The sequence below is a fragment of the Lentzea xinjiangensis genome (assembly GCF_900110955.1).
Lineage (GTDB): Bacteria > Actinomycetota > Actinomycetes > Mycobacteriales > Pseudonocardiaceae > Lentzea > Lentzea xinjiangensis.
In genome coordinates, this window is the sequence record NZ_FOFR01000020.1 from 57,425 (window position 1) to 81,654 (window position 24,230).

The window sequence follows — 24,230 nt, forward strand, 5'->3', positions numbered from 1 at the left end:
CCCTTGGAACAGCTCCAAGCAGGCCTAAGGCACAAAAACGGTGCCGTAGGCTGGAACGCGTGCTTTCCGACGAAGACATCGAGCTGCGGGCTCGCCTGCTTTCCGCGGCCGACCGGCACGGTCACACCAACGTCGTCGTGAACCCGGACGCCGAGGGCCCGGGGTACGTGTTCTCCGTGGGCGCGTGGCGGCGGTTCGGGGTGGCCGAGGCGGTGGTCATCGGGCTGCCGCAGGGCATGGGCGAGAACCTGGTCAACGCCTACGTGCAGCGGGCCAGCAAAGGTGAGCGGTTCGTGCCGGGGCAGCTCTACCACGACTTCTTCGAGGGCGTGCCGATCACGTTCGAGCGGGTCTACAAGGGGTTCTACCCGGAGTTCTTCGGCAGCGCGTACCTGCTCTACGACGGATCGGACTTCGCGGCGGTGCAGATCATCGTGCCCACGCCGCAGGGGCACTGGCCGTGGCAGCCGGACGCGCCGGAAGGGTTCCACGACCACCAGCTGATCCTCACCGAGAGCGGCCTGCCGGAGAGCTGGACGCCGGGGGTCACCGGGCCGTGAACGTCCACATCGGACCGATCGGGGCCGGTCACGCCGGCGAGGTCCTGACGGTCCAGCGCGCCGCGTACCTGCCGGAGGCGCGCCGGTACGGGGCGTGGGACCTCCCGCCGCTCGTGGAGACGCTCGACGAGATCCGCGACCACCTGGGTGACGGCACGCCCGCGTTCGGCGCGTTCGACGGGCCGCGGCTGGTGGGGTCGGTGCGCAGCCGGATCGACGGCGAGCGGATGGAGATCGCCCGGCTGGCCGTCGCGCCGGACGTGCAGGGCGGCGGCGTCGGCCGGAGATTGCTGCGGGCGGTGGCGGAGCACGCGCCCACGACGGTGAGCGTCGTCTGGCTGCTCACCGGGGCCGAGAGCGACGAGAACCTGAGGTTCTACGAGAGCGCCGGGTTCGTCCGGGCCCGCGAGCACCTCGACGCGGTCGGTATCAGGTGCGTCACCCTGGAGCAGAAGGTCATCTCACGTTCAGGGGCCGGACACGCGGGGCTGGCAGGGTCCTGAAGCGGTCCACCCACGACCGACCACCGGTGCGGACGTCGATCACAACTCGGCTGATCCGTCCGGCACCCGTCCGCCCCGGCGCATCCGGCGCCGGGGCGGACGCTGTTGCGGGCCCGACCGTTGTACGGAGAACGTTGTCCGGTCGGCGCGGCCCGACACCGGACAACGGTGAACCGGTAGAACTGCCGTGTGGCCACCGGTCCGGGGGGATCCAGTGGCGAGGGGGAGGAGCGCCCCGCCGCGCAGGGGTCAGGGGGATGCGCGGCGGGGCGCTTCAGGCTTCCCGGGCCTAGGGTTTGCGGCCCAGTAGTCCGATCAGCCTCGTTTGGTCGTCGGCGTCGGAGGCAACCGGTACAGGTGAGTCGAACATCGAGGAGCCGCTCCAGTCCTCGATGTTGCGTTCGACGTACCCCAGCACCGCCGACGCCAGGTCCGGGTCGATCCGCTCGTCCGCGCCGATCGAGCGCGCCAGGTCCCACGCGTGCACCGCGAGGTCCGCGGTCATCTGCCAGCAGTACTCCTCCGCGGGGATCGTCCCGGACGACACGCTCACGGTCTTCGACAGCGCGGACGGCTCCAGCCACGCCTCGCGCGCCGCCGCGGCCGCCACCACCCAGGACACGAGCGGGTCGTCACCCAGGTTGTCGTGGTCGAACCGGTCGCCGACCTGGTCGGGCGTGCAGCCGGCCAGCAGCTCGGGAGCCCAGAGCTGCTCGTGGACCAGATGACCGACGAGGTCTCTCACCGACCACTCCCGGCAGGGGGTGCCGAGCGACCACTGGTCGGGTGCGATCTCCCGCACCCGCCGGTCGAACTCCGTCATCGCCACACCGTGCGCCTGGATCAACTCCATCTCAGCAGTGCATCAAATCCCGCCCAGGTGCGCATCCCGGCGTGAGAGTTCGACCACTCGGACGCAACCTGAATTGCTAACCGTACGGACGTTCGGCGTAATGTGCACCGATCCGCCGTGACATCGTTGACACGAGAGGACGATGACGTGAGCGCCCCTAGCGCCAGCATCTCCGCACAGGACAAGGGATTCTTCGGGCATCCCCGGGGCCTGTCCACGCTGTTCTTCACCGAGCTCTGGGAACGGTTCTCGTTCTACGGGATGAAGGCCATCCTCGGCCTGTACCTGTGGACAGCCGTGTCCGAGGGCGGCCTCGGCGTCGACAAGGCGCTCGCGCTGTCCGTCGTCGCCATCTACGGCACCGCGGTCTACATGTCCGGCGTGGCGGGAGGCTGGCTCGCCGACCGCGTCTGGGGCGGCCAGCGCTCCACGTTCTACGGCGGCGTGCTGATCATGTGCGGCCACATCGCGCTGTCGCTGCCGATCGGCATCACGGGCGTGTACATCGGCCTGATCTTCATCGTCATCGGCACCGGCCTGCTCAAGCCGAACATCTCGACCGTCGTCGGCGGCCTCTACGACCAGCACGACACGCGTCGTGACGCCGGCTTCACGATCTTCTACATGGCCATCAACATCGGTGGCTTCATCTCGCCGTTGATCACCGGCGCGCTCGCGGACGGCATCGGCTACCACGCGGGCTTCGCGGTCGCCGCGATCGGCATGGCGCTCGGCCTGGTCCAGTACCAGATGGGCCGCAAGCACCTGCGCGGTTCCGCCGCGGTGCCGCCGAACCCGCTGCCCCCGGCCGAGAAGGGCCGCGTCTACGGCCTCATCGGCGGCGTCGCGGTCGCCATCGCCGGGCTGGGCGTCGTCTCGTACCTGATCGGTGGGGTCGAGGGCGTCATCCTGATGATCAGCATCATGTCGATCGTCCTGCCGATCGCGTACTTCACCGTGATGCTGCGCAGCAAGAAGACGCTGCCGCAGGAGAAGCCGCGCGTCATCGCGTACATCCCGCTGTTCGTCGCGGCCGCGATGTTCTGGCTGATCTTCGAGCAGAGCGCGTCGGTCATCGCCGAGTTCGCCGACTCGCACGTCGACAACCACGTGTTCGGCTGGGAGTTCCCGGTCGCCTGGTTCCAGTCGATCAACCCGATCATGATCATCGCCCTGGCGCCGGTGTTCGCGCTGCTGTGGGTGAAGCTCAAGGACCGCGCGCCCTCCACGCCGCGCAAGTTCGCGGGCGCCCTGGTGCTGGTCGGCCTGTCGTTCGTGCTCATGTACTTCGCGAGCAACTCGGCGGCCGACGGCAAGGTGACGCCGCTCTGGCTCGTGGTGATGTTCCTGATCATGACCGCCGGTGAGCTGATGCTCTCGCCGGTCGGCCTGTCGGTCACGACGAAGCTCGCGCCCAGGGCGTTCGCCTCGCAGACGATGAGCCTGTGGTTCCTCGCCACCTCGGCGGGCACCGGTGTGGCCGCGCAGCTCGTGAAGTTCTACACGACGAGCCCCTCGGCGTACTTCCTCACGCTGGGCGGCGCGGCCGTGGTGCTCGGCATCGCCCTGGCCGTCGCGGCACCGGCGATCCGCAAGCTGATGGCGGGCGTCGAGTAGGGCTCCGGACAAGGCGAGAGGGAGGCCCGTCGCGGCGGCGGTGCGGCGGGTCTCCCTCTCGCCTTCCAGCATGCACTACGCAGAAGTGTCATTGGGGCACGAACATTGCTCCAGCCGGGTGAAGTCGCGCACTCGCTGCGACGAATTTCGCCCGACGTCAGCTCGGGTTCACCGCGAGTGGTCGTTTGGTTTCGTTCGCTCGTACCGGAAGTCGCAACGCGCCGCGGATCAGCTTCGACCTCCTGCGCGCCACCGGGCCGTCCGGCGCGAGGCCCGGGAACCGCTTGAACAGCTCGTGCAGCGCGATGGCGCCCTCGATCCGGCTCAGACCGGCGCCGATGCAGTAGTGGATGCCCGCGCTGAACGCGAGGTGCTCGCGCGCGTTGGACCGCGTCGGGTCGAACTTCGCCGGGTCGGCGAACACCCGCGGGTCGCGGTTCGCCGCCGCCAGCACGAGCATCACCGGCATCCCCTTGGGCAGCGACACCCCCGCGAGCTCCAGGCGCTCCTTCGGCCAGCGGATCGTGTACTGGACGGGCGGGTCGAGCCGCAGGACCTCCTCGACGAACCCCTCGGCGTACTCGGGGCTCTGCGCGAGCGGCGCGACCGTGTGCGGGTTCTCGAACGCCTTCAGCACGCCGTTGCTGATCAGGTTCACCGTCGTCTCGAACCCGGCGAAGAGCAGCAGCCCGGTCGTGGCGACGAGGTCCTCGCGGCTGAGGTCCTCGTGCCGCGTCACCAGGTGGCTGACGATGTCGTCCTGCGGGTCGCGGCGGCGCTCGTCGATCAGCACGTCGATGAAGTCGTTGTACTCGATGATCGTCGCGTGCAGGTTCTTGAGCTGCTTGTGCGACCACACGCCGTCGAGCGTCTCCGCGAGCGCCGACCCCCACCGCGCGAAGGTGTCCTTGTGGTCGTCGGGCACGCCCAGCAGGTCCGCGATGACCTGGATCGGCACCTGCGACGCGAACTCCCGCACGACGTCGAACCGGCCGTCGAGCCGGTCGAGGTAGGTCGTGACGATCTTCTGGATGGACTCCGTGCGGTCCTTCAACGCGCGCGGCGTGAAGAATGGCTGCACGAGCTTGCGGAGCCGGGTGTGGTCGGGCGGGTTCATCATCAGGAACGAGTCCTGCACCGGGTTGACGATCTTCTGGCCGTCCTTGACCAGCGTGATGGGCACCATCGACGCCTCGTCGAACGTCGCGGTGATGAACCGGCTGTCCCGCAGCACCGAGTCGCAGATCGCGCGGGACGGCGTCACGTACGCGCCCATGCGGCTGCGGACCATGTCGCCCTTGGCGCGCACCTTCTCGTACATCGCGTACGGGTCGCGGTCCGGCGGTGAGGCCATGACACCCGCGTACGGGTCACCGAGGAGCGCGTAGCCGCGGACGAGCGTGCGCATCGCGAAGAGCTGGGCGGTGGTCTTCAGCGTGGACATGCGTTCACCTTGCGGTGTACGTGAAGAACCTTCAAGAGGTCCGGCGGTGCCTGCGCACGGTTTCCTCGACCAGGTCGAGCACCGGCTCCATGTCGTCGGCGGGAAGCCCCATCGCGAGGTGCGAGACCAGGCCTTCGAGGACGAGCTCCAGGAAGCTCGTCAGGACGGTCACGTCCACGTCGTCGCGCAGGTTGCCGGCTTCGCGCTGGCGGATCAGGCGCTGCCGGGTGGCCGCCGTGAGCTGTTCGCTGCGCTCGGCCCAGCGCGCCCGGAAGTCGGGGTCGGTGCGCAGCCGGCGCGAGACCTCGAGGCGCGTGCCGAGCCAGTCGGCCGCGTGCTCCTCGTCCCGCTTCTCCGGTTCGTCGAGGAGGTCGCGCATGACCTGGACCAGGCCCTGCGCGGCGACGACGTCGGCCATGCGGAGGGCGTCGTCCTCGGCGAGCGCGAGGAACAACGACTCCTTGTCGCGGAAGTGGTGGAAGATCGCACCACGGGACAGTCCGGTCGCCTCTTCCAGACGGCGTACGGTGGCACCCTCGTAGCCGTGACGCGCGAAGCAGGCACGCGCGCCGTCGAGGATCTGACGGCGGCGGGCGTCGAGGTGGTCCTGGCTCACCCTGGGCACCGGTAGATGGTGGCAGGGGGAGGGCGGGAAATCCAATCCGTACGTACGGATTGAACAGGTCCACCCGTGTGATCCTTTCGTGTGGATCACCGGCGGGGAATGTGGGTAGCCGCGCGACATCCCCCATATCCTCCGTCGTCATGGAGACCCAGCAGACCGTGGAGCTGTCGGCGCTCGTCGAGCGCCTCGGGTGGCGGCGGCGCGAGTCGACCGGCGTCCACCTGGTCGACCTGCTGCTGGGCCGCTCCGTCTCGGACCTCGTCGCCGCCCTGGCCGAGCACCGCGATCGGTGACACCGCCGGGGTGCGCGATCTGGGATCGTGACGCCTGCGCGCACCTGTGTGCACCGTTGCTTCACTTGTTCCGCAAGGATTTGAGGGCTGCGACCGCCGGATCCCGCGTGTAGCGTCGAACGGGTCAGACGATCACGGGGGTGTGAGACGTGACTCCGTTGCGCAACCAACCGGTGCCGGCGAGGTTCGCCGACCGCGCCGAGGCCGAGGCCTACGTCGCCTCGGTCTGCTTCAAGCACGGTCCTCCGAGGCTGTTCGGCGTGGAGCTCGAATGGACCGTGCACCACGCGGAAGACCCAGCTCAACGGCTTGACGAACGAAGACTGGCGGCGGCTCTCGGAGAGCACGCGCCGCCGACCCTGGTACCGGACAGTCCCCAGCGGCCGCTCCCGAGCGGCACTCCCTTGACCGTCGAACCGGGCGGGCAGGTCGAGATCTCGACTCCTCCCTGCTCCAGCCTCCCGGACCTCTTCCGCACGGTCGCCAGGACATCTCCCACCTCACCGCCATCCTGGCGGACCACGGCCTCGTGCTCGGTGACCGCGGCGCCGACCAGCACCGCGGCCCCGCGCGCATGCTGCGGGTGCCCCGGTACGCGGCGATGGAGCACGCGTTCAACCAGCTCGGCGACGACGGCATCTCGATGATGTGCAGCACCGCGGGCCTGCAGGTGTGCCTCGACTTCGGCGAGGAGAAGCACCTGGAGGACAGGTGGGCCGCCGTGCACGGGCTGGGGCCGGTGATGATCGCGTTGTTCGCGAACTCGCCGGGCATCGGCGGGCAGCACCGCGGCTGGGCGTCCGCCCGCATGAGGGCGCTCTACGGCACGGATCCCGTGCGCACCAGGCCGAGCGCCGTGTGCGCCGATCCGGCCGCCGCCTACGCGAGGCGGGTCGTCGACACCCCGGTGATCGTCGTGCGCGGGCCGGGCGCGAGCTGGATCCCGCCGCGGCGGCTGACGTTCGCCGAGTGGATCGACGGGGCGCTCGACCGCCCGCCCACGAGCGACGACCTCGACTACCACCTGACGACGATGTTCCCGCCGGTGCGGCCGCGCGGGTACATCGAGATCCGGTACCTGGACACGCCGGCGCCCGGCGGGTGGATCGCCCCGAGCGCGCTGCTCGTCGCGCTGTTCAGCGACCCGTCCGTCGTGGACGGCGTGCTGGCGGCGACGGAACGGGCCGCCGGGCGGTGGCTCACCGCCGCACGGCACGGGATGGCGGACGAGCGCATCGCCACGGCCGCGAGAGAGGTCGTCGCGCTGGGCATCGAGTCGCTGCACCGCACCGGGCTCTCCCACGACCAGATCAGCGTCATCAGCCAGGAGCTTGAGGGGAAGCTGTGACTGAAGAACTCCGCGAGCACGTGGCGGAGGAACTGTTGCGCTCGCGCGCGCGTTCCACCGCCTTGACCGACGCCGTCGACGAGCACGACCTCGTCCGGCAGCACTCGAAGCTGATGTCGCCACTGGTCTGGGACCTGGCGCACATCGGCAACCAGGAGGAGCTGTGGCTCGTCCGCGACGTCGGCGGGCGGGAACCCGTCCGCAGCGACATCGACGAGTACTACGACGCCTTCAAGTACAGCCGGTCGGTCCGGCCGGAGCTGCCGCTGCTGAACCCCCACGAGGCCCGGCAGTACGTCGGGGACGTGCGGGGCAAGGTCTTCGACGTGCTGGAGAAGGTGCCGCTGCAGGGCCGCCGGCTGGTCGAGAACGGCTTCGCCTTCGGCATGATCGTGCAGCACGAGCAGCAGCACGACGAGACGATGCTCGCCACGCACCAGCTCCGCACCGGCGAGCCCGTCCTGCACGCCCCGCTGCCGCCCAAGGGCAAGCTCGTCCCGGCGACGGAGGCGTTCATCCCCGGCGGGCCGTTCGAGATGGGCACCTCGGACGAGCCGTGGGCGCTCGACAACGAGCGTCCGGCGCACACCGTCCACGTCGACCCGTTCTTCATCGACACGACGCCGGTCACGAACGGCGAGTACGCCGAGTTCGTCCTCGCGGGCGGTTACGACGACCGTCGCCTGTGGACCGACGAGGGCTGGGAGCACCGGACCACGGCGAAGCTGCGGGCGCCGCGGTTCTGGCAGCGCGAGGGGAGCGCGTTCGCCCGCACGGTCTTCGGCGTGACCGAGCCGATCGTGGCGGACGAACCGGTGGTGCACGTGTGCTTCCACGAGGCCTGGGCGTACGCCACGTGGGTGGGCAAGCGGCTCCCGACGGAAGCGGAGTGGGAGAAGGCGGCCCGCTTCGACCCCTCGACGGGGCGGACCCGCCGGTGGCCGTGGGGCGAGGAGGACCCGACCGAGCTGCACGCGAACCTCGGCCAGCGGCACCTGCGCCCGGCCCCGGCCGGCGCGTACCCGGCGGGAGCCTCCGCGACCGGGGTGCACCAGCTGATCGGTGACGTGTGGGAGTGGACCTCGACCGACTTCGGCCCCTACCCGGGATTCGAGGTCTTCCCGTACCGCGAGTACTCGGAGGTCTTCTTCGGGCCGGACTACAAGGTGCTGCGCGGCGGTTCGTTCGGCACCGACAAGTCCGCGATCCGCTCGACGTTCCGCAACTGGGACTACCCGATCAGAAGGCAGATCTTCGCGGGCTTCCGCTGCGCCAGGGACGCCTGAGCGGTGTGCCGCCACCTGGCTTACCTCGGCCCCGCCGTGCCCTTGGCCGACCTGCTCTTCGACGCGCCGGACTCGTTGGAGCGGCAGGCCTACGCGCCACAGCGGATGCACGGTGGTGGCACGGTCAACGTCGACGGGTACGGCGTGGGCTGGTTCCCCGGTCCGGTCAGGTACCGCCGCGCCGGTCCGATCTGGGCCGACGCCAACCTGCGCCAGCTCGCCGGGACCGTCCGGTCGGCGGCCTTCCTGGCCGCGGTGCGGTCGGCCACCACCGGCATGCCGGTGGTCGACCCGGCGTGCGCGCCGTTCACCGACGGCACGTGGCTGTTCAGCCACAACGGGCGGATCTCCGGCTGGCCGGGCTCGGTCGCCGACCTCGCGCGGACGCTGCCGGTGACCGACCTGCTCACCATGGACGCGCCGACCGACTCCGCGCTGCTCTGGACGTTGGTGCGGCGCCGGCTGGAGACGGGGAGGAACCCCGCCGACGTCCTCGCCGAGCTGACGAAGGAGGTGGTGGCCGTCGCTCCCGCGTCGCGCCTCAACTTCCTGATGACCGACGGTTCGGTCATCGTCGGCACGACGTGGACCCACTCGCTGTGGGTCCTGCACGACGAGGAGAGCGTCACGCTCGCCTCCGAACCGCTCGACGGCGACGACGCGTGGCGGGAGATCCCCGACAACCACGTCGTGGTGGCCGATCCATCCACTGTGGAGGTTCGACCGATATGACCGAGCCGGTGCTGGACGTTCACCTCACCCCCGAGGACGCCGCACACGCGCTTCGCGCCGACGTGCGTGCCGGGCTCACCGCGGACCCGAAGTGGGTCTCGCCGAAGTGGTTCTACGACGCGGCGGGCAGCGCGTTGTTCGAGGACATCACCCGCCTGCCGGAGTACTACCCGACGCGGGCCGAACGCGAGGTGCTCGCCGGCCGCGCGGGCGAGATCGCGGCGACGACCGGGGCGCACTCGCTGGTGGAGCTGGGCTCCGGGTCGTCGGAGAAGACCCGGCTGCTGCTGAGCGCGCTGCGCGGGCACGGCACGTTGCGGGAGTTCGTGCCGCAGGACGTGTCGGTGTCGGCGCTCACCGAGGCCGCGCACGCGATCATGGCGGACTACCCGGGGCTGCGGGTGCACGGCGTGGTCGGCGACTTCACCCAGCACCTGTCGTTGCTGCCGGGTGAGTCACCGCGCCTGGTGGCGTTCCTGGGCGGCACGATCGGCAACCTCATCCCCGAGGAGCGGGAGAAGTTCCTGCGCACGGTCCGCGACGTGCTGGAGCCGGGGGAGTGGCTGCTGCTCGGGACGGACCTGGTCAAGGACGAGCGGACGCTGGTGCGGGCCTATGACGACGCGCAGGGCGTGACGGCGCAGTTCAACCGCAACGTGCTGAACGTGCTCAACCGCGAAGTCGGCGCCGACTTCGACGTCGAGGCGTTCGAGCACGTGGCGTTGTGGAACGCCGAGCAGGAGTGGATCGAGATGCGCCTGCGGGCCAGGCGGGCGGTGCGGGTGACGCTCGCGGACCTCGGCCTGACCGTCGAGTTCCGCGAGGGGGAGGAACTGCGCACCGAGGTGTCGGCGAAGTTCCGCGAGGAGGGAGTGCGCCGCGAGCTGGAGGAGGGCGGGTTCTCGTTGCACCGCTGGTGGACCGACGCCGCGGGCAGGTTCGCGGTCTCGCTGGCCCAAGCGGTGTAATCGGGGCACAACCCTCCGTTAGACGGTTCCGGGCGGCCCACCGTCAGTGATGGGCTTCGCCGATGACACCTGCAACTTCGCGGGCCGTGCGCGTGGCGCTCGTCAGCGCCCTCGCGCTCGGCACCGTCATCACCGGCCTGGGCACCGCGTCGGCCCAGCCAGGAGCCACGGCGGCCGCCAGACCCGCCGCGTGGGGGCCGTGCGCGGCGGACGTGCTCGCCGAGATCCCGGCGGCCGAGCGCACCAAGGTGAGCTGCGCCGTCCAGGAAGTGCCCGTCGACCACTCGCGGCCGCGCGGCGACTCCACGGGCGTCGTCATGATGAAGCGCCCCGCCGGCGACCCGGCGAAGAAGATCGGCTCGCTGTTCATCAACCCCGGCGGCCCCGGTGGCGCCGGCCTGATCTACAGCGCCTACGGCTCCAGCTTCTTCACCCCGGAGGTCCTGGAGAAGTTCGACCTGATCGGCTTCGACCCGCGCGGTGTCGGCCGCAGCGCGCCGCTGCGCTGCTTCCGCACCCAGGAGGAAGCCGAGGCGGTGAACGACGGCTGGTACGCGCTGCCGATCACCCAGGAGGAGATCGCGAGCTCGATCCGGCAGTCCAAGGCCTACACGGACTACTGCGGGATCAACGCCGGTCCGCTGCTCGACCACATGTCGACCGAGGCCGTCGCCCGCGACCTCGACCTCATGCGCGAGTCCGTCGGCGACCGGCAGCTCACCTACGTCGGCTTCTCGTACGGCACGCTGCTGGGCGCGACCTACGCGAACATCTTCCCGCAGCGGTCCCGCGCCCTCGTGCTGGACGGCAACGTCGACCCGAAGCTGCGGCTGACCAACGGCGCGCAGTACGACCGCGAGCGCGCTCGCGGCTTCGAGATCGCGCTGGACGCGATGCTGCGGCGCTGCGACACCGTCGGCGTCGAGCGGTGCGCGTTCGCCGGTGACGCGCGCAAGAAGTTCGACAACATCCGCGAGTCGCTGCGCAAGGCCCCGACGACGTTGCCGAACGGCACCACGGTCACGCTGACCGACGTCGTCGGCCGCACGGCGAGCAACCTCTACAGCCCGTCGACCTTCAAGTCCCTGGCCGCGTGGTTGCAGTCGATCCACGCCGCCCAGAACCCGTCCGCGGCCGCGCTGGGCGCGCAGTCCGTTGTGGACGTTCCGATGCTGAACAACCTGGCCGGCCGCGCCGACGTGCGGCCGCTGCCGGAGACCCCGTACACGAGCGACGACTCGTACTACGCGGTGAACTGCACGGACAAGCCGTTCGCCCGCACCACCCGCAACTGGGCCACCACGGCGGCCAAGTGGGAGCAGGAGTCGCCGACGTTCGGCCGCTACCAGGCCGCCTCCGACGCGCTGACCTGCCCGACGTGGCCCGCGCGCCACCCGGACCGCTGGATCGGCCCGTGGAACAGGCACACGAAGAACCCGATCGTCGTGGTGGGCAACTACTACGACCCGGCGACGCAGTACCTGTTCTCGCAGCGCATGGCCAAGCAGCTCGGCAACGCCCGGCTGATCAGCGTGGACGCGTTCGGCCACTGCATCCTCGGTGACTCGGCCGGCGCCGACGCGGCGGTGACGAGGTACCTCGTCGACCTCACCGCTCCGGTGCACGGCACGGTCTACCAGCCGAACACGCAGCCCTTCTAGCCCGGTCGGGGGTGGCGGCGCCTTCCCCGGCGCCGCCACCCCGGAACCCTCCGAAAGACGGGTACAAACGGTGCACCGACGGTGATGGGGTGCACCCGTGACGTCATCTTCTGCAACTGTGCGTGTCTTGCTCGCGAGCGTGCTCGCGCTCGGCACCGTCGTACCCGGTCCGGGCACCGCGTCCGCCCAGGCCGCCACCGGACCCGCTGCCTGGGGGCAGTGCGCGGCAGACGTTCTCGCCACGCTTCCCGCCTCGGTCACGCCCGAGGAGCGGGCGCGCCTGTCCTGCGCCGTGCAGGAGGTGCCCGTCGACCACTCGCGCCCGCGCGGGGAGAAGACCGGCATCGCCATGATGAAGCGCCCGGCGAACGACCCGTCCCGCAAGATCGGCTCGATCTTCCTCAACCCCGGCGGTCCCGGCGGCTCCGGCCTGCTCCGCGGCGCCGTCGCCAAGAACTACTTCCAGCCGGAGGTGCTCGACCGGTTCGACGTCATCGGCTTCGACCCGCGCGGTGTGGCCCGCAGCGCCCCGTTGCGCTGCTTCCGCACGCAGGAGGAGTCCGACGCGGTGAACTCGGGCTGGTCCGCGTTGCCGATCACCGAGGAGGAGATCGGCGCCACCATCCGCTCGGCCAAGGCCTACACCGACTACTGCCGGATCAACGCCGGTCCGCTGCTGAACTTCATGTCGACCGAGGCCGTCGCGCGCGACCTCGACGTCCTGCGGGAGGCAGTCGGCGACGAGCAGCTCAACTTCGTCGGCTTCTCGTACGGCACGCTGATCGGCTCGACGTACGCGAACATCTTCCCGCACAGGTCCAGGGCGATCGTGATCGACGGCAACGTCGACCCGCAGCTACGCCTGACCAACGGCGCCGAGTACGACCGCCAGCGCGCGCAGGGCTTCGAGATCGCGCTGGACGCGATGCTGCGGCGGTGCGACAGCGCGGGAGCCGAGAAGTGCGCCTTCGCCGGTGACGCCCGCAAGAAGTTCGAGGACATGAAGAAGGCCCTCGCCGGGGGACCCGCGACGTTGCCGAACGGCACCAAGGTCACGCTGGCCGACGTCGTCAGCCGAGTGGCGGGTGACCTGTACTCGGTGCCGAGGTTCGCCACCCTGGTGGCCTGGCTGCAGAGCGTCCACGTGGCGTTGAACCCCGGCCCGGCCACCTTCGGCGCCGCGTCCACTGTGGACCTGCCGGCGCCGCTGAACAACGGCGGTGGCCGCCTGGACGTCGACCCGCTGCCGGAGACCCCGTACACGGCGGACGACTCGTACTTCGCGGTCAACTGCTCCGACAAGCCGTTCGCCCGCACGAACCGCTTCTGGGAGCAGACCGCGGACAGGTGGGAGAGGCAGTCGCCGACGTTCGGCCGCTACCAGGCCGCCTCGGACCTGCTCGCCTGCCCGACGTGGCCCGCGCGCAACCCGGACCGCTGGATCGGCCCGTGGAACAGGCACACGAAGAACCCGATCGTCGTGGTGGGCAACTACTACGATCCGGCGACGCAGTACCTGTTCTCGCAGCGCATGGCCAAGCAGCTCGGCAACGCCCGGCTGATCAGCGTCGACTCGTTCGGCCACTGCATCCTGGGCCGCTCTGCCGCGACGGACGCGGCCGTGGCGCGGTACCTGGTCGACCTGGTCGCACCCGCGGACGGCTCGGTGTTCCAGCCGAACGTCCAGCCGTTCGCCTGATCACCTCCGCGGAGCGCACTTCCCTACAGGAGTGCGCTCCGCGCGATCAGCACCACGGCACTGACGCCCGCCACGACGAGCGTCGGCGTGCGGACGCCCCCGGCGTCGAACCGCTTGCGCAACGGCCCGGACGCCAGGAAGCCGGCCACCAGGAACGGGATCAGCAGCACCCCGCTCCACAGCTGGTGCGCGGTGACGTTGCCGGTGGCGGCGAGCCCGATGATCGAGGTGATGGAGCCCAGCGCGAAGAACGCCGCGAGCGTCGCCCTGACCTCGGGCCCCGACTGGTTCTGGTACAGCAGCGCGACCATCGGCCCGCCGATCGACGTGGCCGTGCCGAACGACCCGCTCGCCACCCCGGCCGTGACCAGCGCCGGCGCGGTGGGCTCCGGCCGCCACGACAGGACCGAGAGCACGACGCACGCGAGCACCGCCGCGCCGACGACCACGCCGAAGCTCCGCGGGTCGAGCGAGTCGACGATCCAGATGCCGACGACCGTGCCCGGCAGCCGGCCGAGCATCGCCCAGCCCACCCCGCGCCAGTCGGCGTGGCCGAACTCCCTGGCGAGCGACATGACCGCGTGAGCGCTCGCGACCACCAGCACCGGAACCGGCACGAGCGCCGGGTCCAGCAGCGCGAGCAGCGGCACGGCGACCAGCGCCAGGCCGAACCCGATCAGGCCCTGCAGCAGCCCTCCGGCCGCCACGACCACGCCTGCGACGACCAGCAACCCCCAGGACATGGTTAGCAAGGCTACCTATCTGCCGGGGTGGAGAGGTTCGCCCGGCGTTCTCCTGGCGTTGGGAAAGCGCATTTACGCTCCGCGCCATGACCCCCTCCCGTCGTTCCTTCCTGCTGGGCACCGGCGCGACCGCTGCCGCCGCCGCCCTGGTCACGCCCGGTTCCGCCGCCGCGGACAACGTTGCCGGAGCCGGCCGTCCCGACCCGGAGGCACGGCGGTTCACGCTCGCGGTGATCCCGGACACGCAGTACATGTTCGACCTCGACCGCGGCGACTCGGCGCCGTTGAAGGCGACGCTGCAGTACCTGGTCGACCACCAGAGGTCCGAGAACATCGTCTTCGTCAGCCACCTCGGCGACCTCGTCGAGAACGCGCTCCAGAGCGAGATCGACGACATCAGCGAGCGGTTCGAGGTGCTCGACCGGCGCAGAGTGGGCTACAGCGTGCTCGCCGGCAACCACGACGTGCCGGACTCGCGCACCGACGACCAGCGCGGCCGCACGCCGTACCTCGACAGGTTCGGGCCGCAGCGGTTCCGGCGCTCGCCGACGTTCCGCGGCGCGAGCCCGGACGGCTACAACACGTTCCACGTGTTCCGCGCGGCCGGCCGGGACTGGCTGGTCCTCGCGCTGGACTGGCGCATGTCCGCCCGCGGGTTCGAATGGGCGCGCTCGGTGTTCGCGAAGCACCCGAAGCTGCCCGTCATCCTCACCACGCACGAGCTGGCCCGCGAAGGCCACGACGGCGTCGCGCAGATGTCCGACTACGGCCGCAAGCTGTGGGACGAGCTGATCAAGGACAACGACCAGGTCTTCCTCACGCTGAACGGGCACTTCTGGCCGCCCGCCAGGGCGACGCTGCGCAACTCCGCCGGCAACGACGTGCACGTGCACATCACGAACTACCAGGACCGCTACTACGGCGGCGGCGCGATGATCCGGCTCTACCACTTCGACCTCGACCGCTCGACCATCGACGTGCGGACCCTGTCGCCCTGGCTGCTGGGCAAGAAGGCGCTCAACCCGCTGGAGCGCAAGGAGATCGAGCTGACCGGACCGGCCGACCGGTTCAGCGTGCCGATCGACTTCGAGCGGCGGTTCGCCCGGTTCGACCCGCCGGTGCTGCCGCCCGCGCAGCCCGTTCGTGACGTCCTCGTGCGCGGCACGGTCGCGTACTGGCGGCTCGGCGAGGGCCTGAAAGACCTGTCGGGCAACGGGAACGACCTGGTGCAGACCGGCACGCTGACCGCTTCCGACGACCACCACCGGTTCGCGCCGTCACACCGCTCGCTGTACTTCGGCAAGAACGGCCACCTGTCCACGGTGGACAACGCACCGCTGAACGCGCAGACGTTCGAGCGCGGCTACACCATCGAGCTGTTCCTCAAGCTGCCCGCGGACTTCAACCACCCCTGGTGCGGCCTGTTCACCAAGCTCGCGCCGGGCTCGGCGGCGGGCAAGACCGGTGACGACCCGAGCGAGCCGATCGCCACGCTGAACGTCGCGGGCGGCGGCCAGCTCCAGTGGGCGGTGTTCCCGCGCAACCTGCCGGGCATCTCCACGAACTGGGGCCACGAGATGGACTACGAGACGTGGTGGCACATCGCGGTCGTCAACGACGGCGTGCACAGCACGCTGTACGTCGACGGATCCCCGTTGCTGCGCAACCCGTCCACGCCCGCCCGCGGCATCTCCACCGCCGGTGACCCGTGGCTCGTCGGCGCCTACGCGTACGACAAGGTCGTCGAGAAGTCGTTGCACGGCTGGATCGGCGACATGCGGATCGTGAACCGGCCGCTCGACCGTTCGGAGTTCATGCGGTCGAAGGCAGCCCGAACCGCGGGAACAGACTGAGGTCGAAGAACGACGAGACGCGGGTGATCCGGCCGTCGCCGATCTCCAGCACCTGGAGGTTGAACGGCCGGAACACGCCGTCCTCCGCCCGCAGGTACAGGCCGTAGGCGGGCTGGCCGTTGGCCTCGGTGGCGATCATCCTCGCGCCGTGCGGCACCGCGGGGCACTGGTGGGTGAGGTGCCACGCGACCATCTCCCCGCCGTGGTACCACTGCGGGAACGGCGGCATCTCCCAGACGACGTCCTCGGCCAGCATCCCGATGATCGCCGGGATGTCCTTGGCCTCGAACGCCTTCACCCACCGGTCGAGCAGCGGCTTGGCGTCCGCGGGCTCGACGACCTCCTCCTCGCTGAGGTCCCCGAGCCGCGCGTGCGCCCGTTGCAGCGCGCTGTTGACGGCCGCCACGGTCATCCCCAGCTCCCCGGCGGTCTCCGCGGCGCTCAACCGCAGGACGTCGCGCAGGACCAGCACCGCGCGCTGCCTCGGCGGCAGGTGCTGCAGCGCCGCCACGAACGCGAGTCTCGTCGACTCGCGTTCGACGACGATGGCGGCCGGGTCCGTCGGGAACGGCTCCAGCCACGGGACCTCGTGGTCCCGGGTGAGCGGGTCGTCCTCGGTGGCGCCGCTCGTGCCGAGGCCGGACGGCAGCGGCCGCCTGCCGCGGCTGTCGAGCGCGGTGAGGCAGGCGTTCGTCGCGATCCGGTAGAGCCAGGTGCGCACCGACGAGCGGCCCTCGAACCCGTCGTAGGCCTTCCAAGCGCGCAGGTAGGTCTCCTGCACGAGGTCCTCGGCGTCGTGCAGGGAGCCGAGCATCCGGTAGCAGTGCGCGAGCAGCTCCCGCCGGAACGGGTCCGCCGCGGTCTCGAAGTCCACCGTCATCCTCGTGCCCCGATCGCGTTCTGCAGCCTGCCGATGAGCGTTCTCACGTGGTCGGTCAGCTCCTCCGGCTCGTGCACGGTGAAGTCGTGGCCGAGGAACATCAGGTGGAAGACGATCCGGTCGAGCGAGTCGGCGCCCGTGCGCATGAGGCAGGAGCTCTCGTCGATCGGCTCCAGCACCGCCGAGATCGGCGTGGTGCGTTCGGCGACGGCCCGCAGCGGCGCGTGGATCGTGAGCACCGCCTGGTAGGTGTAGACGTTGGAGGCGACCTGCCGGGACACGAACTCGCCGAGGCTCTCCGCCGGTGGCTCGCGGGGCGGGCAGCGCGCGGCGGGGGTGGGCTCGGTGGTGATGCGGTCCACGCGGAAGGTCCGCCAGTCCTCTTTGGACACGTCCCAGGCCACGAGGTACCACCTCCGGCCGGTGTGCACGAGGCCTTGCGGCTCGACCAGCCGCCGGGTGGGCTCGCCGTGCGTCGGGGCGTAGGTGAAGCGCAGCTGCCGGTGGTCGCGGCAGGCGGCGGCGATGGTCGTGAGCGTCTCGGCGTCGACGGTCGGGCCCGCGGCGGACAGCGCGGTGGTGTGCGCCTGGAGTGCCTGCACGCGCCTGCGCAGTCGCGCCGGCAGCACCTGTTCCAGCTTGGTGAGTGCGCGGACCGAGGTCTCCTCGATGCCCGCGACGGTGCCGTTCGCGGCGGTCCTGAGCCCGACCGCGACGGCGACCGCCTCGTCGTCGTCGAGCAGCAGCGGCGGCAGCTCCGCGCCGGCGCCGAGCCGGTAGCCGCCGGCCGCGCCGGGCAGTGACGTGACGGGGTAGCCGAGGCTGCGGAGCTTGTCGACGTCGCGGCGGATCGTGCGCACGTCGACGCCGAGCCGCCCGGCGAGCGCCGGTCCCGTCCAGTCGCGCCGCACCTGCAACAGCGACAGGAGCTTCAGCAGGCGTGCGGACGTCTCCAGCATGTGGCGGATTCTAGATTCCATTGCGGACAACGGCCGGTACTGGCTACTGTTTGCGCCATGACTGCCGGGTCGGCCTTGTGCCGTGAGCGGAACGGTTGCCCGGCCCTGACTTGATCAGGGCCCCTCCTGCCCCGCGCGTGTTCGTTCCAGGAACAGCGCGCCGGGAGAGGAGGTGATGCGCAATGCTTCCCGATGTTGGTGATGTCTTCTCGGGGAAGGTCGTCTCGACCGTTCCCTTCGGTTCGTTCGTCGAGCACCCCGCCGGTGCCCACGGGCTCCTGCCGGGCCAGCAGGCCGAGGTGGGTTCCTCGGTGCAGGTCAAGGTGCTCGCGGTGGACGCCGAACAGCAGCGGTTCAGCCTTGAGCTGGCCTGACGCATGAGTTCCACCGGACAGAGGCGCCCTGTTCGGTGGAACTCACGGCTTCCGGTAGTCCGCGCACTCCACGACCAGGCGGTCGTGCAGGTCCCTGCGGTGCCCCTGCTCCTTGGGCGCCGGGCCCAGCGCGTCCGCCGGGCTCGTGATGCCGTGCAGCAGGCGGTACAACACGACATCCGTTGCGGTGTGAAGCCAATCGTCGGCCTTGCCGGGCGGTGCGGCGGGTCCCAGCATGTTCTCGAACCACGCCGGGAACAGCAGGTCGCGCGCGACCGCGTCCTCGATGCGGTCGCGGATGGTCTGCCGCACCCGTGCGACGGCCTCGTTCCCCGCCGCCTTGGCGGCGGTGTCCCTGGCGTGCGTGTCGTCGTCCGGCAGCTCGGGCCGGTGCCGCCCGGTGATCGTCCGCCACTCCCGGTACTTCTTGCGCCACAACGCCTCCGCGTGCGCGGGCAGCGTGGTGAGGGCGTCGGCCGCGTCGATCGCGGCTAGGGCCGCCCGGTCGTACTCGGCGATGGCCTTCCGGGTGTTCTTGGCTTCCTGCTGCGTGAAGGTCTTGCGCGCGTAGGCTTCCTGGCCCGCGAGGATCGTGGCGACGAGGGAGTCCGGCACCTCCGGCCACGTGTCGAAGTCGGCCTTCTGCGTCTCGCTCGCCCGCACCTTGCGGTTGAGCGCCACCAGGAGGCGTTCCAGGCGGTGCACGCTCTCCGCGAGCTCGGTGACCCGGTCGCCGGTCCTGGTGATCTTGCGGTTGGTGTCGCGGAACTGGTTGGTGGTGCTGAGCTTCTGCTGCGCGGCGTCGGTCTGCGCGTTGTCGATGCGGATGCCGAGGGACTTGACGTCCTTCTTGAGGCGTTCGACCTTGTCGTCCAGGGCCTTGACCGGGTCGATGTCCTTCATCCGAGCGTCCTCCTGGCCCACCACGCGATACCCGCGGCGGTGATCAGGGCCGCCCAGCCGTTCAGGAGTGGCGTGAGCAGCACGGCGAGGAGCGCGGCCGAGATCGCCGCCGTCCTGGCGCGCGGCTCCCAGTGGGTGCGGCCGGTGGGGTCGACGAGGACGGCCGCGGCGGTGGCCACGGCCAGCACGAGGGACAGCAGGGACCAGGCGTCGAACCAGCCCACGGCGACGACCAGGGCGGCGACGCTGGTCCCGGCGGCGGTCGCGCGGTTCGGGACGGTCAGGCGGGCCGCCTCCACGTCTCGGCGTGCCTGCAGCACGGCTTCGACCTCTTTGTCGGTCGCCGCCAGCAGGGCGGGGAAGTCGGGGCTGCCGGGGCCTGCCGCTCGCAGGGCTCTCAGGGCTGTTCGCAGCGCGTGCTGACGATCGGCCAGACGAGCGAACGGTTCGGCTGCCATGCCCCGAAATCGTGATCAACGACGGTGTGGCGAGCTAGACCGGTGGGCGGAGTTGGTCCGGTTGCCGCCGAACTTCCCTCAGGTGGAGCAGTCGTCTCAGGCCGCTCGTCCCGGAAGGTGGCGCCGCACGGTGGCCGCGATGACGCGGTCGAGCGCGCGGTCGGGTAGCAGCCGGGTCAGGCGGGTGAGCAGGGCGGCGTCGCGGCCGACGGTGTAGCGGGCGCGGGGCCGTGGGGTCGTCACGGCCTTCGCGATGACCCGGGCGGCGGCGTCGGCGGTCACGCCCGACGAGGTGCCGGAGGCCATCAGCGAGTTGATCGCCTGGACCAGGCCGCCGTACCGCGCGTCCTGCTCGGGCGTCATCCGGGAGGCCAGGTCGTTCGCCGTGGCGATGCCGCGGGACGCCATCTCCGTGCGGACCCCGCCGGGCTCGACCACGACCACCCGCACGCCCAGCGCCGTGACCTCCCGGCGCAGTGCGTCGCTCACGGCCTCCAAGGCGAACTTGGCACCGGCGTACGCGCCGTAGGTCGGCATGGCGGCCTTGCCGCCGACCGAGCTGATGTTGACGACACGCCCGTGGGTGCGCAGCAACGCCGGGAACAGCGCCTGCGTGACCGCGACGTGGCCGAACAGGTTGACCTCGAACACGTGCCGCCACTGCGCCAGCGGCAGCGCCTCGACGGGCGCGTTCACCTGGATGCCCGCGTTGTTCACGACCGCCCGCAGACCGCGGTGGTCGGCGGCGACCCGTTCGGCGAGCGCCGCCACGTGCCCGGCGTCGGTGATGTCGAGGATGACGGGCTCGACGCCCGCCGCGCGGATGGCCTCGGCGTCGGTGTCGCGCCGCACGCCGGCCAGGACGTGGAAGCCCCGGCGAGCCAGTTCGCGGGCGGCAGCGGCGCCCATGCCCGTCGAAGCCCCGGTCACGACGACCAGTTCGGAATTTTCAGATGACGTTGTCACCTCAACCACGCTACACGCTGAGATGACACTGTCAACTGTAGGATGACCGACATGGTCACCCGCGCGGAGTCCGCCGCCGCCACCCGCCGCGCCCTGCTCGACGCCGCCGCAGAGCTCCTCGACCTCGGCGGCCCGGACGCGGTCACGCTGCGGGAGGTGGGCGCGAAGGCGGGGGTGACCAGGGGAGCGCCGTACCGGCACTTCGCGGACAAGGACAGCCTGCTGACCGCCGTCGCGTCCGAGGGCTGGGAGCGGCTCGCCGACCGGGTCCACGCCCTGCGGACCGACCCGTCCCGGCCGGCGTCCGAGAAGCTGCGCGACGCCGTGCGAGCACTCGTCGACCTCGGCCGCGCCCAGCCGCACCTGCACCGGATGCTGTTCCGGTGGAACGACAAGCGCCTCGGCACGCTCGAACGCCTGCACCGCCAGGTGTGCGGGCCCGCAGGCGACCCGGACGCGGCCGACCGCGCGGCGGGACGGTTCCAGGAGGAGTTCCTGGCCGTCGTCACCGCCGTCGCGGGGGAGCGCGGAGCCGGGCACCACGGCGCCCTGCTGCTGGCCGGCGCCCACGGAATCGTGGACATGGAGCACGGCGGCCACCTCGGCGCGGACCGGTGGCGCACGACCGCGGACGAGCTGGTCGGCACGCTCGTCCGCGTGGTCGTGGAGGCCGGTGAGCGCTAGGTGTTCCTGACCTCTCGGGTCAGAACACCTAGGACTTGCGGCGGGCCTGCGGGGGCCAGACCACCTCGATCGGCACGCCGGACGCCCGTGCCTGCTCCACCACGTCGGCCGTCCCGCCCTTGCCCTGCGCCGGGACGCCGTCCCACACCGCCACCAGCAGCTCGACCGAGGCGAGCATGCGCTCGTTGGCGGCGACGTACGCCTGGCGTCCGCTCGACATGTGCGGGAGCACGCTGACGACCGTGGCGGCGGCCCGCAGCTCGTCGTACTCGGCCAGCTGGTGCGGTTTCAGCCGGTCGCGGTAGTCCAGGGCGGGCAGGACGACCTCGACCTGGCCGCCGAGGTCCAGCACGGCGCGGGCGAAGACCTGGTCGGCGCCCGGCGCGAGGCAGGTGACGCCGACCAGGGGGTGGCCCAGGCCCGCGAGGACGTCGGAGATGGCCGCCTGGACAGCCGGGACGCACTCGGGGACCAGGTTGCTGTGCCCGGTGATGCCGACGCGCATCAAGCTGTCCGAATCGCTCTGATGGCGTCGCGGGTGTCCTGCACGGCGGGGATGTGGCGGTGCCGTGCCGCCTCCTTCGCGAAGTCCTCCAGCTTGCGCAGGACCCGGCCGGAGGAGAGCTTCGCCGCGGTGGGCAGGACCTCGTTGATCAACCCGCACGCCGCCTCCGGGTCTCCCGCCACCATCTTGGTGCGCGCCAGTCCGATCACGTCGAAGGCGCGGTTGCGCACCTTCGACGGGTCCCGCAGTTGCAGCGCCCGCCGGATGTGCTGCTCGGCGAACACGGCCTGGGCCGGGTCGTGCATCGCGAGGTCGCGGCACCGGGCGCCGATCACGCCCTCCAGCTCGGCCTCGTCGAAGCTGTGCAGGTAACGGGGCTCGTTGCCCTGCTCGCGCTGCGCGAAGCTGTCCTGGGCCATGCCGACGGCCTGGTGGAACTCGCGGGTCCTGCCCATCTGGGCGTAGGCCCAGGCCTCGCGGGTCAGCAGCAGGGCCTTCAGCACCGGCGTGCCCGTGCGGCGGGTGCCGTACTGGCCGAGCTGGACGAGCTCCAAGCCGTCCTCCGGGCGGCCGAGGTCGAACATCTGCCTGGCCATGGCCGCGAGGCACAGCGCCGCGAAGCCGTCGTTGTGGCCGGCCTTGGCCATGCGGACGGCCAGCACGTAGTAGCGCTGGGCCGCGTTGTGCAGGCCGGCGTCGAACGACATGCTCGCCGCCACCTTGGACAGCTCGGCGCCGATGAAGAACGCCCGTTCCGTCGTCGGGCCCGCCGGGGCGCGCTGCAGCCGCTCGGCCAGCTCGTCGAGCTGGCCCAGGACGGCCTTGCGGGCCAGCCCGTACCCGCCGCGGCCACCCCAGCCGCGCAGGCCGTCGGCCACTCGCTGCAGGGCCGCCAGCTCCTCCTCGCTGATCGCCGAGTGCGACGACCACTTCGACAGGTTCTGCAGCGGGTGCAACCACCGCTGCAGCGGCTCGACCAGTGCGGATCCCACCGTCACCGCGGCAGCCCCTGTGAGCGCCGCTCGTCTGCTGATCGCCAAGTCGCTCCTCGCCGTCTCCTCGACCGAACGGGCAATGCTCGTCGCCTCCCAGGGGGCGGCGAGCACATCCGGCGGGCCCGTCTTCTCGGATGAGCCCACCTGAGCTGGGATGACGACTCGGTCGAACCACAGTCGTTCGCCCGGCACACCGAGCACCAGCGCGAAGTGGCGCAGCCGGTCGAGCCGGTCGATCTGGTTCTCGCCCGACTCGTAACGCGAGAGCTGCGCCTGGCTGATGCCGAGCCACGCCGCCATGCGGTCCTGGGTGACGCGGCTCAGGTGCTGGGGGTGGTGCCGGTACGCGGAGATCAACGCCCCCATGTCGCGGTCTGCGCAGGCGGCCGCGATGGAGGGGTGGTCCCAGAAGTCGCCGGGGACCTCAGGGGGGCCGTGCACGCCGGAACGAGCGTTGCGGCGGCACCGGTGACAGAGCCGATCGGTGTTGTCGGCGGCGATGAACGCTCCACACGGGCAGGCTCGCCTGGATTTGGGTCTTGCGGCATCCATCGGCATCGCCCCCGTCACTGAGCGTTCTCCCAGTGTACGGAGCCGTGATCGTCAGTCCATCCATTCCATGCATAAGCCGTCATGGATTCGCGTGTCGCAGTCCCGGTGCCCCCGCGCGGCGGATGAGCTTCATGCGTCCGCTGCATGAAGCTCATGCAGCGGCCGAGTGGTGTTGGCGTGAGGTGCGACGCACCCTGCACATCGTCGGGGCGCGGGTAGATCCCCGTGGCCTGCCAGTGCCTGACCCACCAACGGGGAGGACAACCGCCGATGAGCCTCACGACCGCGGAGACCGGCACCGGGAACGCCGGGATCCCACAGAACAGGGGACACGAACGGGCGATCGGGGAGGCCGTTGCCGCCTACCGGCTGCTCGGCTGGCAGGTGAGCATCACCGAGCAGGGGGTGTTCCTGCCGCTCGGACCCGCGACCACCGCGCTGGCCATGCCGGCGCGCATCGGGTCGCGGGTGCTGGCCGACCTGAAGTCGCGCATGCTCGCCGGACCCGTCACCGTCATCCCCGGCCCCCGCGAACACTGGATCTTCCTCGCCGAGCTGGTCGCGTTGCTGCCGACGCACCTCAAGGCGCCGCCGGAGGTCCAGTTCGTCCGCTCGCCGCACCGCATCGCGCTGCCGCCGACGATGACCAGGTACGGGTCGCTGCGGTGGGCGAACCCGCCGTCGCACTCGCGGCACTGGTTCCCGCCGTTCACGGCCGTGCTGGCGCTGGCCCGGTCGGCGGCCGCGGAGGACCAGCGCCGATAATCGG

At 70.9% G+C, this 24,230-nt stretch carries 24 protein-coding genes and 1 pseudogene; 14 read left to right on the forward strand and 11 right to left on the reverse strand.

Features of this window, described 5'->3' with window-relative positions:
- Positions 1-59: 59 nt before the first annotated feature.
- A complete protein-coding gene (locus tag BMW88_RS32185) occupies positions 60-560 on the forward strand; it encodes a DUF4262 domain-containing protein (RefSeq protein WP_245778194.1) in 501 nt (166 codons plus the stop codon).
- A complete protein-coding gene (locus BMW88_RS32190) occupies positions 557-1,063 on the forward strand; it encodes a GNAT family N-acetyltransferase (protein WP_089958205.1) in 507 nt (168 codons plus the stop codon). The genes BMW88_RS32185 and BMW88_RS32190 overlap by 4 nt, the downstream gene beginning before the upstream one ends.
- Positions 1,064-1,352: 289 nt before the next feature.
- Here BMW88_RS32190 and BMW88_RS32195 read toward each other — a convergent pair whose 3' ends face one another.
- On the reverse strand, positions 1,353-1,916 hold the full coding sequence (locus BMW88_RS32195) for a TIGR03086 family metal-binding protein (protein WP_089958208.1): 564 nt from the start codon (positions 1,914-1,916) through the stop codon (positions 1,353-1,355).
- 147 nt (positions 1,917-2,063) lie between these two features.
- On the opposite strand from BMW88_RS32195, the gene BMW88_RS32200 reads away from it, so the two are divergent.
- Positions 2,064-3,533, forward strand: a complete 1,470-nt coding sequence (locus BMW88_RS32200; protein ID WP_089958210.1) for a peptide MFS transporter — start codon at positions 2,064-2,066, stop codon at positions 3,531-3,533.
- Between the two features lie 157 nt (positions 3,534-3,690).
- On the opposite strand, the gene BMW88_RS32205 is transcribed toward BMW88_RS32200, so the two are convergent.
- A complete protein-coding gene (locus tag BMW88_RS32205; protein ID WP_089958213.1) occupies positions 3,691-4,977 on the reverse strand; it encodes a cytochrome P450 in 1,287 nt (428 codons plus the stop codon).
- Between the two features lie 31 nt (positions 4,978-5,008).
- Positions 5,009-5,602 (reverse strand): TetR/AcrR family transcriptional regulator, encoded by a 594-nt coding sequence (locus BMW88_RS32210; RefSeq protein WP_089958217.1) that lies wholly within the window; start codon positions 5,600-5,602, stop codon positions 5,009-5,011.
- A 140-nt stretch (positions 5,603-5,742) separates the two neighbouring features.
- On the opposite strand from BMW88_RS32210, the gene BMW88_RS42375 reads away from it, so the two are divergent.
- The 7 genes and pseudogenes from BMW88_RS42375 to BMW88_RS32240 all read left to right on the forward strand — a co-directional run bounded on the left by BMW88_RS42375 (position 5,743) and on the right by BMW88_RS32240 (position 13,589).
- Entirely contained in the window at positions 5,743-5,895 is a 153-nt protein-coding gene (locus tag BMW88_RS42375) for a hypothetical protein (RefSeq protein ID WP_177221523.1), read from the forward strand.
- 278 nt (positions 5,896-6,173) lie between these two features.
- Positions 6,174-7,243, forward strand: a pseudogene (locus BMW88_RS32215) (glutamate-cysteine ligase family protein).
- On the forward strand, positions 7,240-8,529 hold the full coding sequence (gene egtB / locus BMW88_RS32220; protein ID WP_089958220.1) for an ergothioneine biosynthesis protein EgtB: 1,290 nt from the start codon (positions 7,240-7,242) through the stop codon (positions 8,527-8,529). Before BMW88_RS32215 ends, egtB begins: the two are co-directional and overlap by 4 nt.
- A gap of 3 nt (positions 8,530-8,532) precedes the next feature.
- A complete protein-coding gene (gene egtC / locus BMW88_RS32225; protein ID WP_089958222.1) occupies positions 8,533-9,261 on the forward strand; it encodes an ergothioneine biosynthesis protein EgtC in 729 nt (242 codons plus the stop codon).
- Positions 9,258-10,229 carry an L-histidine N(alpha)-methyltransferase gene (egtD, locus tag BMW88_RS32230; RefSeq protein WP_089958225.1) on the forward strand — a complete coding sequence of 324 codons (972 nt, stop codon included), beginning with the start codon at positions 9,258-9,260 and terminating at the stop codon, positions 10,227-10,229. The genes egtC and egtD overlap by 4 nt, the downstream gene beginning before the upstream one ends.
- 62 nt (positions 10,230-10,291) lie before the next feature.
- Positions 10,292-11,890, forward strand: a complete 1,599-nt coding sequence (locus BMW88_RS32235) for an alpha/beta fold hydrolase (protein WP_089958228.1) — start codon at positions 10,292-10,294, stop codon at positions 11,888-11,890.
- Positions 11,891-12,008: 118 nt separating this feature from the next.
- Entirely contained in the window at positions 12,009-13,589 is a 1,581-nt protein-coding gene (locus BMW88_RS32240; RefSeq protein ID WP_245778196.1) for an alpha/beta fold hydrolase, read from the forward strand.
- Between the two features lie 23 nt (positions 13,590-13,612).
- Here BMW88_RS32240 and BMW88_RS32245 read toward each other — a convergent pair whose 3' ends face one another.
- Entirely contained in the window at positions 13,613-14,332 is a 720-nt protein-coding gene (locus BMW88_RS32245) for a sulfite exporter TauE/SafE family protein (RefSeq protein ID WP_089958233.1), read from the reverse strand.
- 86 nt (positions 14,333-14,418) lie between these two features.
- Between BMW88_RS32245 and BMW88_RS32250 the strand changes: the two genes are divergently transcribed.
- A complete protein-coding gene (locus BMW88_RS32250) occupies positions 14,419-16,185 on the forward strand; it encodes a LamG-like jellyroll fold domain-containing protein (RefSeq protein ID WP_089958235.1) in 1,767 nt (588 codons plus the stop codon).
- On the opposite strand, the gene BMW88_RS32255 is transcribed toward BMW88_RS32250, so the two are convergent.
- Both BMW88_RS32255 and BMW88_RS32260 read right to left on the reverse strand, forming a co-directional pair.
- Entirely contained in the window at positions 16,145-17,065 is a 921-nt protein-coding gene (locus BMW88_RS32255; protein WP_089958238.1) for a sigma-70 family RNA polymerase sigma factor, read from the reverse strand. The genes BMW88_RS32250 and BMW88_RS32255 overlap by 41 nt on opposite strands.
- Entirely contained in the window at positions 17,062-18,024 is a 963-nt protein-coding gene (locus BMW88_RS32260) for a helix-turn-helix transcriptional regulator (protein ID WP_089958240.1), read from the reverse strand. Before BMW88_RS32260 ends, BMW88_RS32255 begins: the two co-directional genes overlap by 4 nt.
- 182 nt (positions 18,025-18,206) lie before the next feature.
- Between BMW88_RS32260 and BMW88_RS32265 the strand changes: the two genes are divergently transcribed.
- Positions 18,207-18,398: a S1 RNA-binding domain-containing protein gene (locus BMW88_RS32265; protein ID WP_089958242.1), complete on the forward strand. Its 192-nt coding sequence runs from the start codon at positions 18,207-18,209 to the stop codon at positions 18,396-18,398.
- Between the two features lie 42 nt (positions 18,399-18,440).
- Here the strand turns inward: BMW88_RS32265 and BMW88_RS42930 are convergent, their stop codons facing one another.
- The 3 genes from BMW88_RS42930 to BMW88_RS32280 all read right to left on the reverse strand — a co-directional run bounded on the left by BMW88_RS42930 (position 18,441) and on the right by BMW88_RS32280 (position 20,725).
- The gene (locus BMW88_RS42930) at positions 18,441-19,301 is read right to left on the reverse strand and encodes a hypothetical protein (protein ID WP_218148287.1); all 861 of its coding nucleotides are present in this window, start codon (positions 19,299-19,301) and stop codon (positions 18,441-18,443) included.
- Positions 19,298-19,759: a hypothetical protein gene (locus BMW88_RS32275; protein WP_089958245.1), complete on the reverse strand. Its 462-nt coding sequence runs from the start codon at positions 19,757-19,759 to the stop codon at positions 19,298-19,300. The genes BMW88_RS42930 and BMW88_RS32275 overlap by 4 nt, the downstream gene beginning before the upstream one ends.
- A 96-nt stretch (positions 19,760-19,855) precedes the next feature.
- Positions 19,856-20,725, reverse strand: a complete 870-nt coding sequence (locus tag BMW88_RS32280) for an SDR family NAD(P)-dependent oxidoreductase (protein ID WP_089958248.1) — start codon at positions 20,723-20,725, stop codon at positions 19,856-19,858.
- Between the two features lie 51 nt (positions 20,726-20,776).
- Between BMW88_RS32280 and BMW88_RS32285 the strand changes: the two genes are divergently transcribed.
- The gene (locus BMW88_RS32285) at positions 20,777-21,409 is read left to right on the forward strand and encodes a TetR/AcrR family transcriptional regulator (RefSeq protein ID WP_089958415.1); all 633 of its coding nucleotides are present in this window, start codon (positions 20,777-20,779) and stop codon (positions 21,407-21,409) included.
- A gap of 28 nt (positions 21,410-21,437) precedes the next feature.
- Here BMW88_RS32285 and BMW88_RS32290 read toward each other — a convergent pair whose 3' ends face one another.
- Together BMW88_RS32290 and BMW88_RS32295 are read right to left on the reverse strand one after the other, a co-directional pair.
- On the reverse strand, positions 21,438-21,914 hold the full coding sequence (locus BMW88_RS32290) for a hypothetical protein (RefSeq protein WP_089958250.1): 477 nt from the start codon (positions 21,912-21,914) through the stop codon (positions 21,438-21,440).
- Positions 21,914-23,350 carry a helix-turn-helix domain-containing protein gene (locus BMW88_RS32295; protein ID WP_245778198.1) on the reverse strand — a complete coding sequence of 479 codons (1,437 nt, stop codon included), beginning with the start codon at positions 23,348-23,350 and terminating at the stop codon, positions 21,914-21,916. The genes BMW88_RS32290 and BMW88_RS32295 overlap by 1 nt, the downstream gene beginning before the upstream one ends.
- 381 nt (positions 23,351-23,731) lie before the next feature.
- On the opposite strand from BMW88_RS32295, the gene BMW88_RS32300 reads away from it, so the two are divergent.
- Positions 23,732-24,226 carry a hypothetical protein gene (locus BMW88_RS32300; protein ID WP_089958252.1) on the forward strand — a complete coding sequence of 165 codons (495 nt, stop codon included), beginning with the start codon at positions 23,732-23,734 and terminating at the stop codon, positions 24,224-24,226.
- Positions 24,227-24,230: the final 4 nt, after the last annotated feature.

Excerpts from the sequence above, each read along its gene's own strand:
- BMW88_RS32195 (WP_089958208.1), bottom strand. The coding sequence starts at position 1,916 with ATGGAGTTGATCCAGGCGCACGGTGTGGCGATGACGGAGTTCGACCGG.
- BMW88_RS32205 (WP_089958213.1), bottom strand. The coding sequence starts at position 4,977 with ATGTCCACGCTGAAGACCACCGCCCAGCTCTTCGCGATGCGCACGCTC.
- BMW88_RS42375 (WP_177221523.1), top strand. The coding sequence starts at position 5,743 with ATGGAGACCCAGCAGACCGTGGAGCTGTCGGCGCTCGTCGAGCGCCTC.
- egtD (WP_089958225.1), top strand. The coding sequence starts at position 9,258 with ATGACCGAGCCGGTGCTGGACGTTCACCTCACCCCCGAGGACGCCGCA.
- BMW88_RS32235 (WP_089958228.1), top strand. The coding sequence starts at position 10,292 with ATGACACCTGCAACTTCGCGGGCCGTGCGCGTGGCGCTCGTCAGCGCC.
- BMW88_RS32245 (WP_089958233.1), bottom strand. The coding sequence starts at position 14,332 with ATGTCCTGGGGGTTGCTGGTCGTCGCAGGCGTGGTCGTGGCGGCCGGA.
- BMW88_RS32250 (WP_089958235.1), top strand. The coding sequence starts at position 14,419 with ATGACCCCCTCCCGTCGTTCCTTCCTGCTGGGCACCGGCGCGACCGCT.
- BMW88_RS32255 (WP_089958238.1), bottom strand. The coding sequence starts at position 17,065 with ATGACGGTGGACTTCGAGACCGCGGCGGACCCGTTCCGGCGGGAGCTG.
- BMW88_RS32260 (WP_089958240.1), bottom strand. The coding sequence starts at position 18,024 with ATGCTGGAGACGTCCGCACGCCTGCTGAAGCTCCTGTCGCTGTTGCAG.
- BMW88_RS32265 (WP_089958242.1), top strand. The coding sequence starts at position 18,207 with ATGCTTCCCGATGTTGGTGATGTCTTCTCGGGGAAGGTCGTCTCGACC.
- BMW88_RS42930 (WP_218148287.1), bottom strand. The coding sequence starts at position 19,301 with ATGAAGGACATCGACCCGGTCAAGGCCCTGGACGACAAGGTCGAACGC.
- BMW88_RS32275 (WP_089958245.1), bottom strand. The coding sequence starts at position 19,759 with ATGGCAGCCGAACCGTTCGCTCGTCTGGCCGATCGTCAGCACGCGCTG.
- BMW88_RS32285 (WP_089958415.1), top strand. The coding sequence starts at position 20,777 with ATGGTCACCCGCGCGGAGTCCGCCGCCGCCACCCGCCGCGCCCTGCTC.
- BMW88_RS32290 (WP_089958250.1), bottom strand. The coding sequence starts at position 21,914 with ATGCGCGTCGGCATCACCGGGCACAGCAACCTGGTCCCCGAGTGCGTC.
- BMW88_RS32300 (WP_089958252.1), top strand. The coding sequence starts at position 23,732 with ATGAGCCTCACGACCGCGGAGACCGGCACCGGGAACGCCGGGATCCCA.